Origin of the sequence: Pseudomonas sp. URIL14HWK12:I6, assembly GCF_000514195.1 — a bacterium.
Lineage (GTDB): Bacteria > Pseudomonadota > Gammaproteobacteria > Pseudomonadales > Pseudomonadaceae > Aquipseudomonas > Aquipseudomonas putida_A.
Genome location: NZ_AZVL01000014.1, coordinates 18,747 through 34,878, shown reverse-complemented (window position 1 = coordinate 34,878; position 16,132 = coordinate 18,747). Strand labels below are relative to the sequence as shown.

Genomic DNA, 16,132 nt, shown 5'->3' with positions numbered 1-16,132 from the left:
CTCCTTTTTCTCGTATTTACAGCAGGTTATCCCATGCATTTCAGCGAACTGATGGCTGTTCTTTCCACCCATGCGATCCGCCTTCAACAGGAAGATGAAGACCTGGTCATTCTGGGCAGCGACGACGCGTTGGACGATGCGTTGTGGGACAGCCTCAGCGAACACAAGGCGCAGTTGCTGGAACTGGTCGCGCAAAACGGTGGCGACTGGCTGAGCCCGGCGTTTCGCATCACCCCGGACATGCTGCCGCTGGTGACTCTGGATCAGCCGACCATCGATCGCCTGGTCGCCAAAGTACCCGGCGGCGCCGCCAACCTGCAGGACATTTACCCGCTGGCGCCGCTGCAGGAAGGCATGCTCTATCTGCACCTGTCGGCGCCCGCCGGTGACCCCTACGTGTCGCAAGCGCGATTCGCCTTCGACAGCCGCGAACATCTGGAGGCCTTCGCCGAGGCGCTGCAATGGATGATCGAACGCCACGACATTCTGCGCACTTCCTTCGTCTGGGAACGCCTGAACGAACCGCTGCAAGTGGTGCAGCGGCAGGCTCGTCTGCACTGCGAAGAAATCGCCCTCGACCCGGGCTCGGATGTCCTGACGCAACTGCTGGAGCGCCACGACCCACGGTTCTTCCGCCTCGACATCCAGCAGGCGCCGCTGCTGCGTCTGGTCTACGCCATGGATCCGGCCAACGGGCGCGTGGTCGCACTGTTGCTGTTCCATCACCTGATCATGGACCACGTCGCCCTCGACGTGGTGCGCCGCGAAACTCGTGCGCACCTGCTGGGCCAGACCGCGCAGGTCGGGCCGCCGGTGCCATACCGCGATCACCTGGCCAAGGCCCGTCTGCGTCTGGACGAACAGACTCACGAGCAGTTTTTCCGCGAGATGCTCGCCGACATCGACGAGCCGACCTTGCCCTGTGGTCTGCAGGATGTGCAAGGCGACGGCCAAAGCATCGAAGAAGCTGTGCTGATGCTCGACACCGACTTCAGCCGGCAACTGCGTGGCCAGGCGCGTCAGCTCGGCGTCAGTGTCGCGAGCCTGATGCACCTGGCGCTGGCGCGGGTGCTCGGCCAGTTGTCGGGCCGCACCGCCGTGGTGTTCGGCACCGTGTTGCTGGGGCGGATGGAGGCGGGCGAGGGCGGCGAACAGGCGCTGGGGATGTTCATCAACACCTTGCCGCTGCGCGTGGATGTCGGGCAGGACGGCGTGCGTGCCGGGGTGCTGGCCACCCATCGACGCCTGACCGCGTTGCTCGGCCATGAACAGACCTCGCTGGCCTTGGCCCAGCGTTGCAGTGCGGTGGCGGTGCCGACGCCGTTGTTCAGCGCGATTCTCAACTATCGCCACAGCAGCAGCGAAGAGATCGCCGAGGTCAGCGAACTGGCCCCCGGCGTGCAAGTGCTGGGCGCCCGCGAACGCACCAACTACCCGCTGACGATCAACATCGACGACCTCGGCGAAGACTTGCGCATCACCGCGCTGGCGGATGCGGCGCTGGGTGCCGAACGCATCGCCGCTTACCTGCACACCGCGTTGCACAGCCTGCTGCAGGCCTTGCAATCGACCCCGGATGCGCCGCTGCAACGCCTGAATATTCTGCCGGCGGCCGAGCGCGAATACTTGGTGCACGGGGTCAATTCGCCGTTGCCGCAGTTCCCGGAAACCCCGCTGATTCACCAGCAGTTCGAAGCCCACGCGGCGGCGCGCCCCGAGGTCACAGCGCTGCTGTTCGAGGAGCAGACGCTGAGCTATGGCGAACTCAATCGCCGCGCCAATCAACTTGCGCATCACCTGCTGGCGCGGGGGATTCGTCCGGATCAGCGCGTGGCGATCTGCGTCGAGCGCGGCCCGCAGATGATCATCGGCCTGCTCGCTATCCTCAAGGCTGGCGCCGGTTACGTGCCGATCGACCCGGCCTATCCACTGGAGCGCATCGCCTACGCCCTGGAGGACAGCGCCCCGGTGGCGGTGCTGACCCAGGCCGATACGCTGGATCGGGTTGGCGCGCTTGGCGTGCCGATCATCGATCTGGACAGCCTGCAGTTGCAGGCTGAACTCAGCAGCAATCCGCAGATTCCCGAGCTGAGCCCAAATCACCTCGCCTACGTGATCTACACCTCCGGTTCCACCGGGTTGCCCAAAGGCGTGATGGTCGAACACCGCAACGTGGTGCGCCTGTTTTCGGCGACCCATGACTGGTTCAACTTCAACCCGCAGGACGTGTGGGCGCTGTTCCATTCTTTCGCCTTCGATTTCTCGGTGTGGGAAATCTGGGGTGCGCTAGCGTTTGGCGGCCAGTTGTTGCTGGTGCCGCAGGCCGTCAGCCGCTCGCCGGACGACTGCTACGCGCTGCTGTGCCGCACTGGCGTCACCGTGCTCAATCAGACCCCGAGCGCCTTCCGCCAGTTGATCGCGGCGCAGGGCCGCAGCCCGTTGCAGCACTCGTTGCGCGAAGTGATCTTCGGCGGCGAAGCCCTGGAACCGGGCCTGCTCAAACCGTGGTACGCGCGGGTCGGCAATGCCGGTACGCGGTTGGTGAACATGTACGGCATCACCGAAACCACGGTGCACGTGACCTATCGGCCACTGGAGGCAGCGGACTCGCTACTGGTCGGGCGCAGCCCGATCGGTGTGGGTATTCCCGACCTGCAACTGTATGTGCTCGACGCGCTGCGCGAACCGGTGCCGGTCGGCGTGATCGGCGAGTTGTACGTCGGTGGCGCCGGGGTTGCCCGCGGCTACCTCAACCGCGAGGCGCTGACCGCCGAGCGCTTTATTGCCGACCCGTTCAGCGGCCGTGCCGAGGCGCGTCTGTACAAGACCGGTGACCTGGCGCGCTGGACCGCCGATGGCAGCCTTGAGTACCTGGGGCGTAACGACGATCAAGTGAAGATCCGTGGTTTTCGCATCGAGCTCGGTGAAATTGAAGCTCGCCTCGCCGCCTGCGCCGGTGTGCGCGAAGCGCTGGTGATCGCCCGCGAAGACAGCCCCGGTGACAAGCGTCTGGTGGCCTACTGGCTGGCCGCCGAAGGCACTGAACCGAGCGCCGCGCAATTGCGCGACGCGTTGCTGCAATCGCTGGCCGACTACATGGTGCCGAGCGCGTTTGTGCGCCTCGACGCGTTACCGCTGACCACCAACGGCAAACTTGATCGCAAAGCCTTGCCACAACCGGACAGCGATGCGTTCGCCCGGCGCGGCTTCGAAGCTCCGCTGGGGCCGGTGGAAACCCTGATCGCCGGGATCTGGCAGACCCTGCTCGGTGTCGAGCAGGTCGGGCGGCACGACAATTTCTTCGAACTTGGCGGCCATTCGCTGCTGGCGGTGAAACTGATCGAGCGCATGCGCCAGCACGACTTGCAGTGCGACGTACGTGTTCTGTTCGGCCAGCCGAGCGTCGCGGCACTGGCGGCGACCCTGAGCCACAGTCACGCCCTGCGGGTGCCGGACAATCTGATTGCTGCCGATTGCACGCGGATCACCCCGGACATGCTGCCGCTGGCCACGCTGGATCAGGCCGCCATCGACTGCGTGGTCGCCAGCGTGCCCGGCGGCGTTGCCAATGTGCAGGACATTTACGGCCTGGCACCGTTGCAGGCGGGGATTCTCTACCACCATCTGGCGACCAGCGCCGGTGATCCCTACGTATTGCAGGCGCAATTCGCCTTCGCCGGTCTGGCACAGATCAAGGCCTTCGTCCGTGCGTTGAATGCGGTGATTGCGCGTCACGACATTCTGCGCACCAGCGTGGTCTGGGAAGGGCTTGAGGAGCCAGTGCAAGTGGTCTGGCGCGAGGCGCCGCTGGCGCTGGAACGGGTCGATGCCGACCTGCTTGAGGGCGATGTGCTGGAGCAGATGCAGGCGCGGTTCGATCCACGGCACTACCGCCTCGACCTGCGCCGGGCGCCGCTGATGCGTCTGGCCTACACAGAAGACCGGGAACAGCAGCGCTGGGTCGGCATCCTGTTGCTGCACCACATCGTGCTCGATCACACCGCACTGGAAGTGTTGCTCGCGGAAATGAACGACAGCCTGTACCCGAGCGGCGCCGATTTGCCGATGCCGGTGCAGTACCGCAACTACGTGGCGCAGGCGCAACAGCACGCCGATACTCAGGCGCACGAAGCGTTCTTCCGCGACATGCTCGGCGACATCGACGAGCCGACCGTGGCCTTCGGTGTGCAGGACGTACATGGCGACGGCAGCAGCATCGTCGACAGCGAGCAGGCGCTGGATTCGAGCGTGGCCCAGCGCTTGCGCGAGCAGGCGCGCCGCCTCGGCATCAGCGCCGCCAGTCTGGTGCACCAGGCTTGGGGCCAGGTGCTGGCGCAGGTTTCGGGGCGCGAAGAGGTGGTGTTCGGCACCGTGCTGCTCGGGCGCATGCAGGGTGGCGAGGGCGCCGATCGCGCACTCGGCATGTTCATCAACACCTTGCCGTTGCGGGTCAGTGTTGGCGCGACTGCGGTGGAGCAAGGCGTGCGCGCTACTCATGAGCGTCTGGCGCAACTGCTGGCGCATGAGCAGGCCTCGCTGTCGCTGGCCCAGCGTTGCAGCGGTGTTGCCGCATCGCTGCCGCTGTTCAGCAGCTTGCTCAACTATCGCCACAGCGCGGCCGAACCGGCAGGCGTGGCCTGGGACGGGATCGAGATTCTCAGCTCGCGCGAGCGCAGCAACTATCCGCTGGTGGTCAGCGTCGATGATCTCGGCGCAGGTTTCCGCCTGAGCGTGCAGGCGGTGCCGCAAGTGGACGGCGTACGGGTCTGCGATTACCTGCAAACTGCGCTGCACAATTTGCTGACGGCGCTGGAGCACACGCCAGCAATGCCGCTGCGGCAGATCTCGGTGCTGTCGCCGAGCGAACGCCAGCGGGTCCTGGTCGGGTTTAACATCACTGGTCGCCAATACCCGCCGGCGCAAACCGTGCAGCGTTTGTTCGAGGCCCAGGCGGCCGCGCACCCCGAGGCATTGGCGGCGGTGCAAGGCGCGCAGCAGTTGCGCTATGGCGAGCTCAATCAGCGGGCCAATCGCCTGGCGCATCACCTGATCGGACTGGGCGTGCAGCCCGATGACCGGGTCGCCCTGTGCGCCCGGCGCAGCCCGGACATGCTGGTCGCGCTGCTGGCGATCCTCAAGGCCGGCGCCGGTTATGTGCCGGTCGATCCGGCGTATCCACCGGAACGCATCGCCTATCTGTTGCAGGACTGCGCCCCGGTGGCCGTCGTGGCGCAGGCAGCGACCCGCGATCTGCTCGGTGGCGTGCCGGTCATCGATCTGGACCGCGACCTCTGGCAGCACCTGTCGGATGCCAATCCGCAGGTGCCGGCATTAACCCCGAACCATCTGGCTTACGTGATCTACACCTCCGGCTCCACTGGCCAACCGAAAGGGGTGATGGTCGAGCATGCGACCCTGGAAAACCTCGTGCACTGGCACGCGGAAGCCTTCGACTTGCAGGCCGGCAGCCAGACCGCGAGCGTCGCCGGCTTCGGTTTCGATGCCATGGCCTGGGAAGTCTGGCCGGCACTGTGTGTCGGCGCGACCTTGCACCTGCCGCCGCAGTCGATCCGCAACGAGCACCTCGACGAGCTGCTCGACTGGTGGTGCGCGCAGCCGTTGCAGGTCAGCTTCTTGCCGACGCCGGTGGCCGAATACGCGTTCAGCCGGCAATTGCAGCACCCGACCTTGCGTACGCTGCTGATTGGCGGCGACCGACTGCGTCAGTTCAGTCGCGCGCAAACCTTCGAGGTGATCAACAACTATGGCCCGACCGAAGCCACGGTGGTCGCCACCTCGGGACCGGTCTCGCTGGATCAGCCGCTGCATATCGGCCGCCCGATCGCCAACGCCAAAATCTATGTACTGGACGCCGAGCAGCGCCCGGTGCCGGTGGGTGTGGCGGGCGAGTTGTATGTCGGCGGGGCGGGTGTGGCGCGCGGTTATCTGAATCGCCCCGAGCTGAGCTCTGCGCAGTTCCTCTTCGATCCGTTCAGCGACGAGCCGCAGGCGCGCATGTACCGCACCGGCGATCAGGCGCGTTGGCTGGCCGACGGTAACATCGAGTACCTGGGGCGCAACGACGATCAGGTCAAACTGCGTGGTGTGCGTATCGAGCTCGGTGAAATCGAAGCTGCGCTCGGCAGCCACGCGGCGCTGCGGGAGGCGGTGGTTCTGGTTCGCGACGAGCGGCTGATTGCGTGGTTCACCGAGCGTACGGCGGTCGATATTCAACTGTTGCACACGCATTTACAGGCTCGCTTGCCGGATGCGCTGCTACCGGCGGCTTACGTGCGTCTGGACGCATTGCCGTTGACCGCCAACGGCAAGATCGACCGCAAGGCCTTGCCGGAGCCGGAGCAGGGCGCGTGGCCCAGCCGCGAATATGAAGCGCCACAGGGTGCGGTGGAAACCGCGCTGGCGCAGATCTGGATCGACGTGCTGAAAGTCGAGCGGGTCGGGCGTCACGACAACTTCTTCGAATTGGGCGGGCATTCGCTGTTGGCAGTGAGCCTGATCGAACGCATGCGCCAGATTGACCTCGCGGCCGACGTGCGCGTGCTGTTCAATCAGCCGACTCTGGCCGCACTGGCCGCCGCTGTGGGCAGCGGTCGCGAAATCGAGGTGCCGGCCAACCGCATTCCGCCGGGCTGCACGCACATCACCCCGGACATGCTCAGCCTGACTGAACTCGATCAAGCGAGCATCGAGCGCATCGTCGCCACGGTGCCGGGTGGTGCCGCCAACGTACAGGACATCTACCCGCTGGCACCCTTGCAGGAAGGCATTCTTTACCACCACTTGAGCGCCGAACAGGGCGATCCGTACCTGCTGCAATCGCGGCTGATCTTCGACAGCGTCGAGCGCCTGCGCACCTTCAGCCAAGCCTTGCAGCAGGTCATCGCGCGTCACGACATTCTGCGCACCAGTGTGGTCTGGGAAGGGCTGGCGAGTCCGCAGCAAGTGGTCTGGCGTCAGGCGCCGCTGGTGGTGCAAGCGGTGCCGCTGGATCCGGCGCAGGGCGACGTTCTCGAACAGTTGCACGCGCGCTTCGACGCCCGGCACAACCGCCTCGACCTGAGCCAGGCACCCCTGATGCGCATCGTCTACGCCGAGGACCCGGCGCAGCAACGGGTGGTGGCGATCATCCTGTTCCAGCACTTGATTCTCGACCACACCGCCATGGAGGTGGTGGGCCAGGAAATGCGCGCGTTCATGTTCAATCAGGCCGACAGCCTCGGCACGCCGATGCCGTATCGCAACTACGTGGCGCAGGCGCGTCTGGGGGCCAGCGAACGGGAGCACGAAACGTTCTTCCGCGACATGCTCGGCGATATCGACGAACCGACTCTGCCGTTCGGTCTGCACGACGTGCAAGGCGATGGCGGCGCCATCGAGGAGGCGCAGCAAGCCGTCGATGCCGGGTTGACCCTGCGTATACGCGAGCAGGCCCGGCAACTCGGCGTCAGCCCGGCGAGCCTGATGCACCTGGCCTGGGCGCAAGTGCTGGGCGTGCTTGCCAACCGCCGTGACGTGGTCTTCGGCACGGTGCTGTTGGGGCGGATGCAGGGCGGTGAGGGCGCGGATCGCACCCTCGGCGTGTTCATCAACACCTTGCCGCTGCGGGTGGATGTCAGCGAAGGCGTGCGCTCTGCAGTCAAAACCACCCACGCACGGCTGACCGCGCTGCTGGCCCATGAACACGCGCCACTGGCGCTGGCCCAGCGTTGCAGCGCGGTGTCCGGCGCGCCGCTGTTCAGCGCCTTGCTCAACTACCGGCATACCGCTGCCGAAGCGCAGCCGCGTGACGGTCAGGGCATCTGGGAAGGCGTGCAATTGCTCGGCGGCGAAGAGCGCAGCAACTATCCGCTGACCCTCAGCGTCGACGATCTCGGCGAAGACTTTTCCCTGTCCGTGCTGGCGTTGGCGCAGATCGGCGCGCAACGGATCTGCGGCTACATGCACACCGCGCTGGAGCATCTGGTGCACGCACTGGAACAGGCGCCGCAACGTCCGCTCAACCGCTTGCCGATTCTTTCGGTCGAGGAATACGAACGCTTGCTGATCGGTTTCAACCCGACGGCGGCGGCATACCCGCGCGGCGCAACGATTCAGGCGCTGGTGCAAGCGCAGGCCGAGCAGCAGCCACAGGCACTGGCGGTGGTCCAGGGCACGCAGCAACTGACTTATGCGCAACTCAATCAGCAGGCCAATCGCCTGGCGCATCACTTGCTCGGCCTCGGCGTGCAGCCGGACGACCGGATTGCCGTGTGCCTGCAACGCAGCCCGCAGATGCTGGTGGCGCTGCTGGCGATTCTCAAGGCCGGCGCCGGTTACGTGCCAATCGACCCGGCGTACCCGGCGGAGCGCATCGCCTACCTGTTGCAGGACAGCGATCCGGTGGCGGTGCTGGCGCAGGGCGCGACCCGCGAGCTGCTGGGTCGAGTGCCGGTGATCGATCTGGACAACGCCCTCTGGCAGCACCTGCCGGCTACCAATCCGCAACTGCCGACGCTGACCCCGGCGCATCTGGCCTACGTGATCTACACCTCGGGTTCGACCGGTCAGCCGAAAGGCGTGATGGTCGAACACGCAACCCTGGAAAACCTTGTGCACTGGCACTGCGAGGCGTTCGACCTGCGCGCCGGCAGCCACACCGCCAGCGTCGCCGGTTGCGGTTTCGACGCGATGGCCTGGGAGGTCTGGCCGGCGCTGTGTGTCGGCGCGACCCTGCGCCTGCCGCCGCCGTCGATCAGCAACGAACACCTCGATGAACTGCTCGACTGGTGGCGCGCGCAGCCGTTGCAAGTGAGCTTCCTGCCGACGCCGATTGCCGAATACGCTTTCAGTCGTGAGCTGGGTCACCCGACCTTGCGCACGCTGTTGATCGGTGGCGACAAGTTGCGCCAGTTCTCGCGTGGGCAGACCTTTGACGTCATCAACAACTACGGCCCGACCGAGGCCACGGTGGTTGCGACTTCAGGGCAAATCCATGCCGGGCAATTGCTGCACATCGGCCGACCGATGAGCAACGCCAGAATCTACCTGCTCGACGAACAACAACGTCCGGTGCCGGTTGGCGTGGCGGGCGAGCTGTACGTCGGTGGCGCGGGTGTGGCCCGTGGTTATCTGAACCGTCCCGAGCTGACCGCCGAACGCTTCCTCGAAGACCCGTTCAGTGACGAACCGCAGGCGCGCATGTACCGCACCGGTGACCTCGCGCGCTGGCTGGCCGACGGCAATATCGAGTATCTGGGGCGTAACGACGATCAGGTCAAACTGCGCGGCGTGCGGGTGGAACTGGGTGAAATCGAAGCCGCGCTGTCCAGCCATCCGGCGGTGCAGGACGCGGTGGTGCAGGTGCGCGAGGCGCTCTTGATCGCCTGGTTCACCGCGCGCACTGCGGTAGAAATCGAAGAGCTGCGCCAGCATCTGCAAGCACGTTTGCCGCAGGCACTGGTGCCCGCCGCCTACGTGCGCCTGCCGGCGCTGCCGCTGACCGCCAACGGCAAACTCGACCGCAAGGCCTTGCCCGAACCGGATCAGGACGCCTGGCTCAGCCGCGAATACGCAGCGCCGCAAGGGCCGGTGGAAACCGCGCTGGCGCAGGTCTGGGCCGAGGTGCTGCAAGTTGAACAGGTCGGGCGGCACGACAACTTCTTTGAACTGGGCGGACATTCGCTGCTGGCGGTGACCCTGGTCGAGCGCATGCGTCAGCTCGGCCTGAGTACCGACGTGCGCGTGCTGTTCAGCCAGCCAACCCTCGCCGCGCTGGCGGCCGCCGTCGGCAGCGGTCGCGAAGTCGCGGTGCCGGCCAACCTGATTCCACTCGGTTGCACGCATATCACTCCAGACATGCTGACCCTGTTGCAACTGGATCAGCAGAGCATCGAGCGTATCGTGGCCACGGTGCCGGGCGGTGCCGCCAACGTGCAGGACATTTATCCGCTGGCGCCCTTGCAGGAAGGCATTCTTTATCACCACTTGAGCGCCGGGCAGGGCGATCCATATCTGCTGCAATCGCGCCTGGCATTCGACAGCCTTGAACGCTTGCAGGCCTTTGCCGCCGCGCTGCGTCAGGTCATGACCCGGCACGACATCCTGCGCACCGGCGTGGTCTGGGAAGGGTTGGCGATGCCGGTGCAAGTGGTCTGGCGTGAAGCCGAGCTGCCGGTGCAGGAAGTAGCCCTCGACCCGGCGGCCGGTGATGTTCTGGCGCAGTTGTATGAGCGTTTCGACGCGCGGCATTACCGCATCGACCTCAGTCAGGCGCCGTTGATTCGCCTGGTGTATACACAAGACCCGGCCAATGATCGAGTGGTCGCCATGCTGCTGTTCCATCACATCGCCATGGATCACACGGCGCTGGAAGTGGTGCAGCAGGAACTGCAGGCGCTGCTCTTCGGTCACGGCGAAGCGCTGATACCCGCCGTGCCGTATCGCAATTACGTGGCGCAGACCCGGCTGGGCGTCAGCGAGCAGGAGCATGAAGCGTTCTTCCGCGCGATGCTTGGCGAGATTGACGAGCCAACGCTGCCGTTCGGTCTGCTGGACGTGCACGGTGACGGCCATGACATCGAAGAAGTCCGTCAGCGCCTGCCCGACGCCGTGGCGCGGCGCCTGCGCAGCCAGGCGCGGCAGATGGGCGTGAGTGTCGCGAGCCTGTTCCATCTGGCATTTGCCCAGGTATTGGCGGCGACTTCCGGACATGAGCGCGTGGTGTTCGGCACCGTGCTGCTGGGGCGGATGCAGGGCGGTACCGGCGCTGATCGTGGTCTGGGAATGTTCATCAACACGCTGCCGCTGCGGGTGGATTTAGGCGATGTTTCGGTGCGTGCCGGGGTGCGCGCCACCCATGCGCAACTGACCGCATTGCTCGGCCATGAACATGCGTCACTGGCATTGGCCCAGCGTTGCAGCGGGGTGGCCGCGCCGTCGCCGCTGTTCAGCGCCATGCTCAACTACCGGCACAGCGTCAGCGCGGAACAGTTGCAAGCCAATCGCTTGGCCTGGCAAGGCATCGAAAACCTCTCCAGCGAGGAGCGCACCAACTATCCGCTGAGTTTCAACGTCGATGACCTCGGTCAGGGCTTTGATCTCACGGCCATGACCCCTTCGCCGATTGGCGCGGCGCGGCTGTGTGGCTACATGCAGCAGGCGTTGGCGGGGCTGGTCGAAGCGCTGGAGCAGACTCCGCAGCAGGCGTTAAATCGTCTGTCGGTGCTGGCGGATGCCGAGCGTCAGCATCTGCTGTTCGGCCTGAACGCCACGGAGGTCGATTACAACCTTGAGCAAACCATTCACGGCTTGTTCGAGACGCAAGTGGCGCGCACGCCTTGGGCACCAGCGGTGGCCGCTGATGAACAGCCACTGACTTATGCCGAACTCAACGCCCGGGCCAATCAACTGGCGCGGCACCTGCGCGAATTGGGCGTAGGGCCGGACTCACGGGTGGCGATCTGCGTCGAGCGCGGTCTGGACATGGTGGTCGGGCTGCTGGCGATCCTGAAGGCCGGTGGCGGTTATCTGCCGCTGGATCCGGCGTATCCGCTGGAACGACTGGCCTACATGCTGGAGGACGGCGCGCCGCTGGCGGTGCTGGTGCAGGGAACGACGCGCTCGTTGCTCGGTGACGTTGGCGTGCCGGTGATCGACCTGGATCAGCCGCATTGGCAAGCGCTGCCGATAGACAATCTTGCGATAACCGAACTGGCCCCGCAGCACACCGCTTACGTGATCTACACCTCCGGTTCCACTGGCCAACCGAAAGGCGTGATCAATGAGCACAGCGGGGTAGTCAACCGCCTGCTGTGGATGCAGGACGCCTATCAACTCACCGCCAGCGACACGGTGTTGCAGAAAACCCCGTTCAGCTTCGACGTCTCGGTCTGGGAGTTCTTCTGGCCGTTGATGACTGGCGCCCGATTGGTCATGGCCCGGCCCGAGGGACACAAGGATCCGCTGTATCTCAGCGAAATCATCGAACGCGAACACATCACCACACTGCACTTTGTTCCGTCGATGCTCGACGTCTTTCTCGCCCACGCCGACACCGCACGCTGCAGCAGTCTGCGGCAAGTCATGTGCAGCGGCGAAGCGTTACCGGGCAGCGTGGTGCGGCGTTTCAAACAGCAACTGCCGGCCAGCCAATTGCACAACCTCTATGGCCCGACCGAAGCCGCGGTGGACGTGACCGCGTGGAACTGCGCCGGGCCGTTGGAATACACCCCGGACAACACGCCGATCGGCAAACCGATCGCCAACACCCGCATGTACATCCTCGATGCCCAGCAACAACCGGTGCCGCACGGCGTGGTCGGCGAGCTGTACATCGGTGGCGTGCAGGTGGCGCGCGGTTATCTGAATCGCCCGGAACTGAACGCCGAGCGCTTCCTCACCGATCCGTTCCAGTCCAATGGACGCATGTACCGCACCGGCGACATCGCCCGCTATCTGCCGGACGGCAATATCGAATACCTGGGCCGCAACGACGATCAGGTGAAGATCCGTGGCTTGCGCATCGAACTCGGCGAGATTCAGGCGCGTTTGACCCAGATCGACGGCATTCAGGAAGCCGCCGTGCTCGCCCGCGAAGATGCATCCGGCGACAAGCGTCTGGTGGCGTACTACACCGGGGCACGCCTGGAAATCGACGTGCTGCGCAGCCACTTGCTGGAGCATCTGCCGGACTACATGGTGCCTGCGCTGTTCGTGCATCTCGATGCATTGCCACTGAGCCCCAACGGCAAACTCGACCGCAAGGCGCTGCCGGCCCCGGATCAGGCCGCATTGCCTGTGCGCGAATATGAAGCCCCGGTGGGCGAGGTGGAAATCACCCTCGCACGGCTCTGGGCCGAGTTGCTCAACGTCGAGCGGGTGGGGCGCAACGATCATTTCTTTGAACTGGGTGGTCACTCGCTGCTGGCGGTCAGTCTGATCGGCCGCTTGCGTCAGGAAGGCATGGAAGCCGATGTCAGGTCGCTGTTCGAACATCCGACCCTGGCCGGCTACGCCGCAATTACCGAACGAATGGAGATCGTCCTGTGAACGTGATCGAACTGTTGGCCACATTGAAGGCTAAAGATATCCAGCTGGCGGTCGCGGACGACCAATTGCGGGTCAATGGCAACAAGCAGGCGTTGAACGACCCGGCGTTGCTGGCGCTGTTGCGCGAGCACAAACCGGCGCTGATCGAACTGATCAAGGCCGGGCAGTACTCGGCCAGCAAGCACGGCCAGGTCGAGGTGCCGGCCAATGGCATCGTCTCGGGCACCACGCACATCACCCCGGCGATGCTGACGCTGGTCGAACTCGACCAGGCGACCATCGACCACCTCGTCGCACAAGTCCCCGGCGGCGCAGCCAATGTGCAGGACATCTACCCGCTGGCGCCGCTGCAGGAAGGCATCCTGTATCACCACGTGAGTGGCGGTGACGGTGATCCGTATGTCATGCAATCGCATTTCGCCTTCGCCAGCCGCGAGCGTTTTCAAGCGTTCGCTCAAGCGCTGCAAGCGGTGATCGATCGCCATGACATTCTGCGCACCGCTGTGCATTGGGCAGGGCTGGACGCGCCGGTGCAGGTGGTCTGGCGCCGGGCCGAACTGCCAGTGGAAGAGGTGACGTTGCCTGATGCAAATGGCGACGTGCTGGCGTATCTGCATGAGCGCTTCGACGCCCGGCACTTCCGCCTCGACGTCACCCAGGCACCGCTGATGTGTCTGGCCTACGCCTGGGATGAAGCGGGGCAACGGGTGATCGCCACACTGTTGTTCCATCACATGGCGCTCGACCACTCGGCCCTCGACGTGGTGCGCCACGAAATGCGCGCCTGCCTCACCGGGCAGCGCGAGCTGCTCGGGCGCCCGGTGCCGTTTCGCAACTACGTGGCGCAGGCACGTCTGGGCGTCAGCGAGGCCGAGCACGAGGCGTTTTTCCGCGAGATGCTCAGCGACATCGACGAACCGACGCTGCCCTACGGCTTGCAGGATGTGCAAGGTGACGGCAGCGAAATCGTCGAACTCAGCGTGCCGGTTGCGGCGCTATTGGGCCAGCGTTTGCGGGCGCAGGCACGGACGCTCGGCGTCAGTGTCGCCAGCCTGTTCCACCTCGGCTGGGCGCAGGTGCTGGCCGCGCTGACCGGCAAGCAGCAAGTGGTGTTCGGCACCGTGCTGATGGGCCGCATGCAGGGCGCCGAAGCGATTGACCGGGCGCTGGGGATTTTCATCAACACCTTGCCGTTGCGGGTGAACATCGACAGGCAGGACGTGCGCGCGGCGGTCAACGCCACCCACGCCCGGTTGACCACGCTGATGCGGCACGAACACGCACCGCTGGCCCTGGCTCAGCGCTGCAGTCACGTGGTGGCGCCGACGCCGCTGTTCAGCACACTGCTCAATTATCGCCACAGCCACAACGTCGCCACCGCCAGTGCCGAAACCCTCGCGGCGTGGGACGGTATCTCCACGTTGCACTCCGAAGAGCGCAGCAACTATCCGTTGACGATGAGTGTCGATGACCTCGGTGATGCATTCAGCCTGACCCTGCTGGCCAGCACCCAGACCGATCCGCAGCGCATCTGCGACTACCTGCACTGCGCGCTGGAAAACCTCGTGCTCGCGCTGGAGCAGGCGCCGCAGACACCGGTCAATCAACTGCCGATCCTGCCGGCGGCGGAGCTTGCGCAGGTACTGCTCGAGTTCAATGCCACTCAAGTGGATTTCCCGGCTGCACAGACCATCCAGCAACGTTTCGAGGCACAGGTAGCCGAACGGCCGGACGCGCTGGCGGCAGTGTTTGCCGACGCGCAACTGACCTACGCCGAACTCAATCGTCAGGCCAACGCCTTGGCACAGCATCTGATCGGTTTGGGCGTGAAACCCGACGACCGTGTCGCCATCGTCGCCCGTCGCGGGCTGGACACCCTGGTCGGACTGGTGGCGATCCTCAAGGCTGGTGCCGGTTACGTGCCGATTGACCCGGCGCACCCGGCCGAGCGTTTGAACTACCTGCTCGACGACAGCGCCCCAGTCGCCGTACTGACCCAAAGTCATTTGCGCGAGCGACTGCCGGCGCTAAACGTGCCGGTGCTCGACCTCGATCACTGCAACTGGCCGCTGACGGTTACGCAAAACCCGCAGGTACCGGGCCTGAGCACCGCGAACCTGGCCTACGTGATCTACACCTCCGGCTCCACTGGTTTGCCCAAAGGCGTGATGGTCGAGCATCACACCTTGAGCAATCTGGTCGACTGGCACTGCACGGCGTTCGACCTCTGCGCCGGGCGCCACACCTCAAGCCTCGCCGGCTTTGGTTTCGATGCGATGGCCTGGGAAGTCTGGCCGGCGCTGTGCGTGGGCGCGACCCTGCATCTGGCGCCGACTCACGAGGGCGGCGAAGACATCGATGCCTTGCTCGCGTGGTGGTGCGCGCAGCCGCTGGACGTGAGTTTCCTGCCGACCCCGGTGGCCGAATACGCCTTCAGCCAGAACCTCGAACACCCGACCCTGCGCACGCTGCTGATCGGCGGCGACCGCTTGCGGCAGTTCAATCGCAACCAGCATTTCGACGTGATCAACAACTACGGCCCGACCGAGGCCACAGTGGTCGCCACTTCAGGGCGGGTAGCAAGCGGCGATGCGCTGCACATCGGCAAACCGCTGAGCAACGCCACGGTGTACCTGCTCGACGAACAACAACGCCCGGTGCCGCTTGGCGTGGCGGGCGAGTTGTACGTTGGCGGTGCCGGGGTCGCCCGTGGCTACCTGAATCGCCCGGACATGACCGCCGAGCGTTTTCTGCGTGACCCGTTCAGCCGCGCGCCGAACGCACGGATGTACCGCACTGGCGACCTTGCACGCTGGCGCGAGGACGGCAACATCGAGTACCTGGGGCGCAACGACGATCAGGTGAAGATCCGTGGCGTGCGCATCGAGCTGGGCGAGATCGAAACCTGCCTCAACCAGTTGCCGGGCATTCAGGAGGCGGTGTTGCTGGCCCGCGAAGACCAGCCCGGCCAGCCGCGAGTGGTGGCCTACTTCACCGAACAGCCGCAGGTCGAAGCGTTGCCGGTGGGCGAGTTGCGCGCGCAATTGCTCAGCCGTTTGCCGGAGTACATGGTGCCGACGGCGTT

2 protein-coding genes (1 of these 2 running past the window's edge) are annotated in these 16,132 nt (G+C 65.2%); both read left to right on the top strand.

What is annotated here, in order from left to right; translation table 11 throughout:
• Positions 1–33 precede the first annotated feature (33 nt).
• Positions 34–13,047, top strand: a complete 13,014-nt coding sequence (locus tag H043_RS0118680) for a non-ribosomal peptide synthetase (protein ID WP_027613125.1) — start codon at positions 34–36, stop codon at positions 13,045–13,047.
• Positions 13,044–16,132, top strand: partial view of a non-ribosomal peptide synthase/polyketide synthase gene (locus tag H043_RS0118675; RefSeq protein WP_027613124.1) — the start only. It continues 14,734 nt past the right edge of the window; the window shows 3,089 of its 17,823 coding nt (coding positions 1–3,089); the start codon lies at positions 13,044–13,046; the stop codon falls past the right edge of the window. The genes H043_RS0118680 and H043_RS0118675 overlap by 4 nt, the downstream gene beginning before the upstream one ends.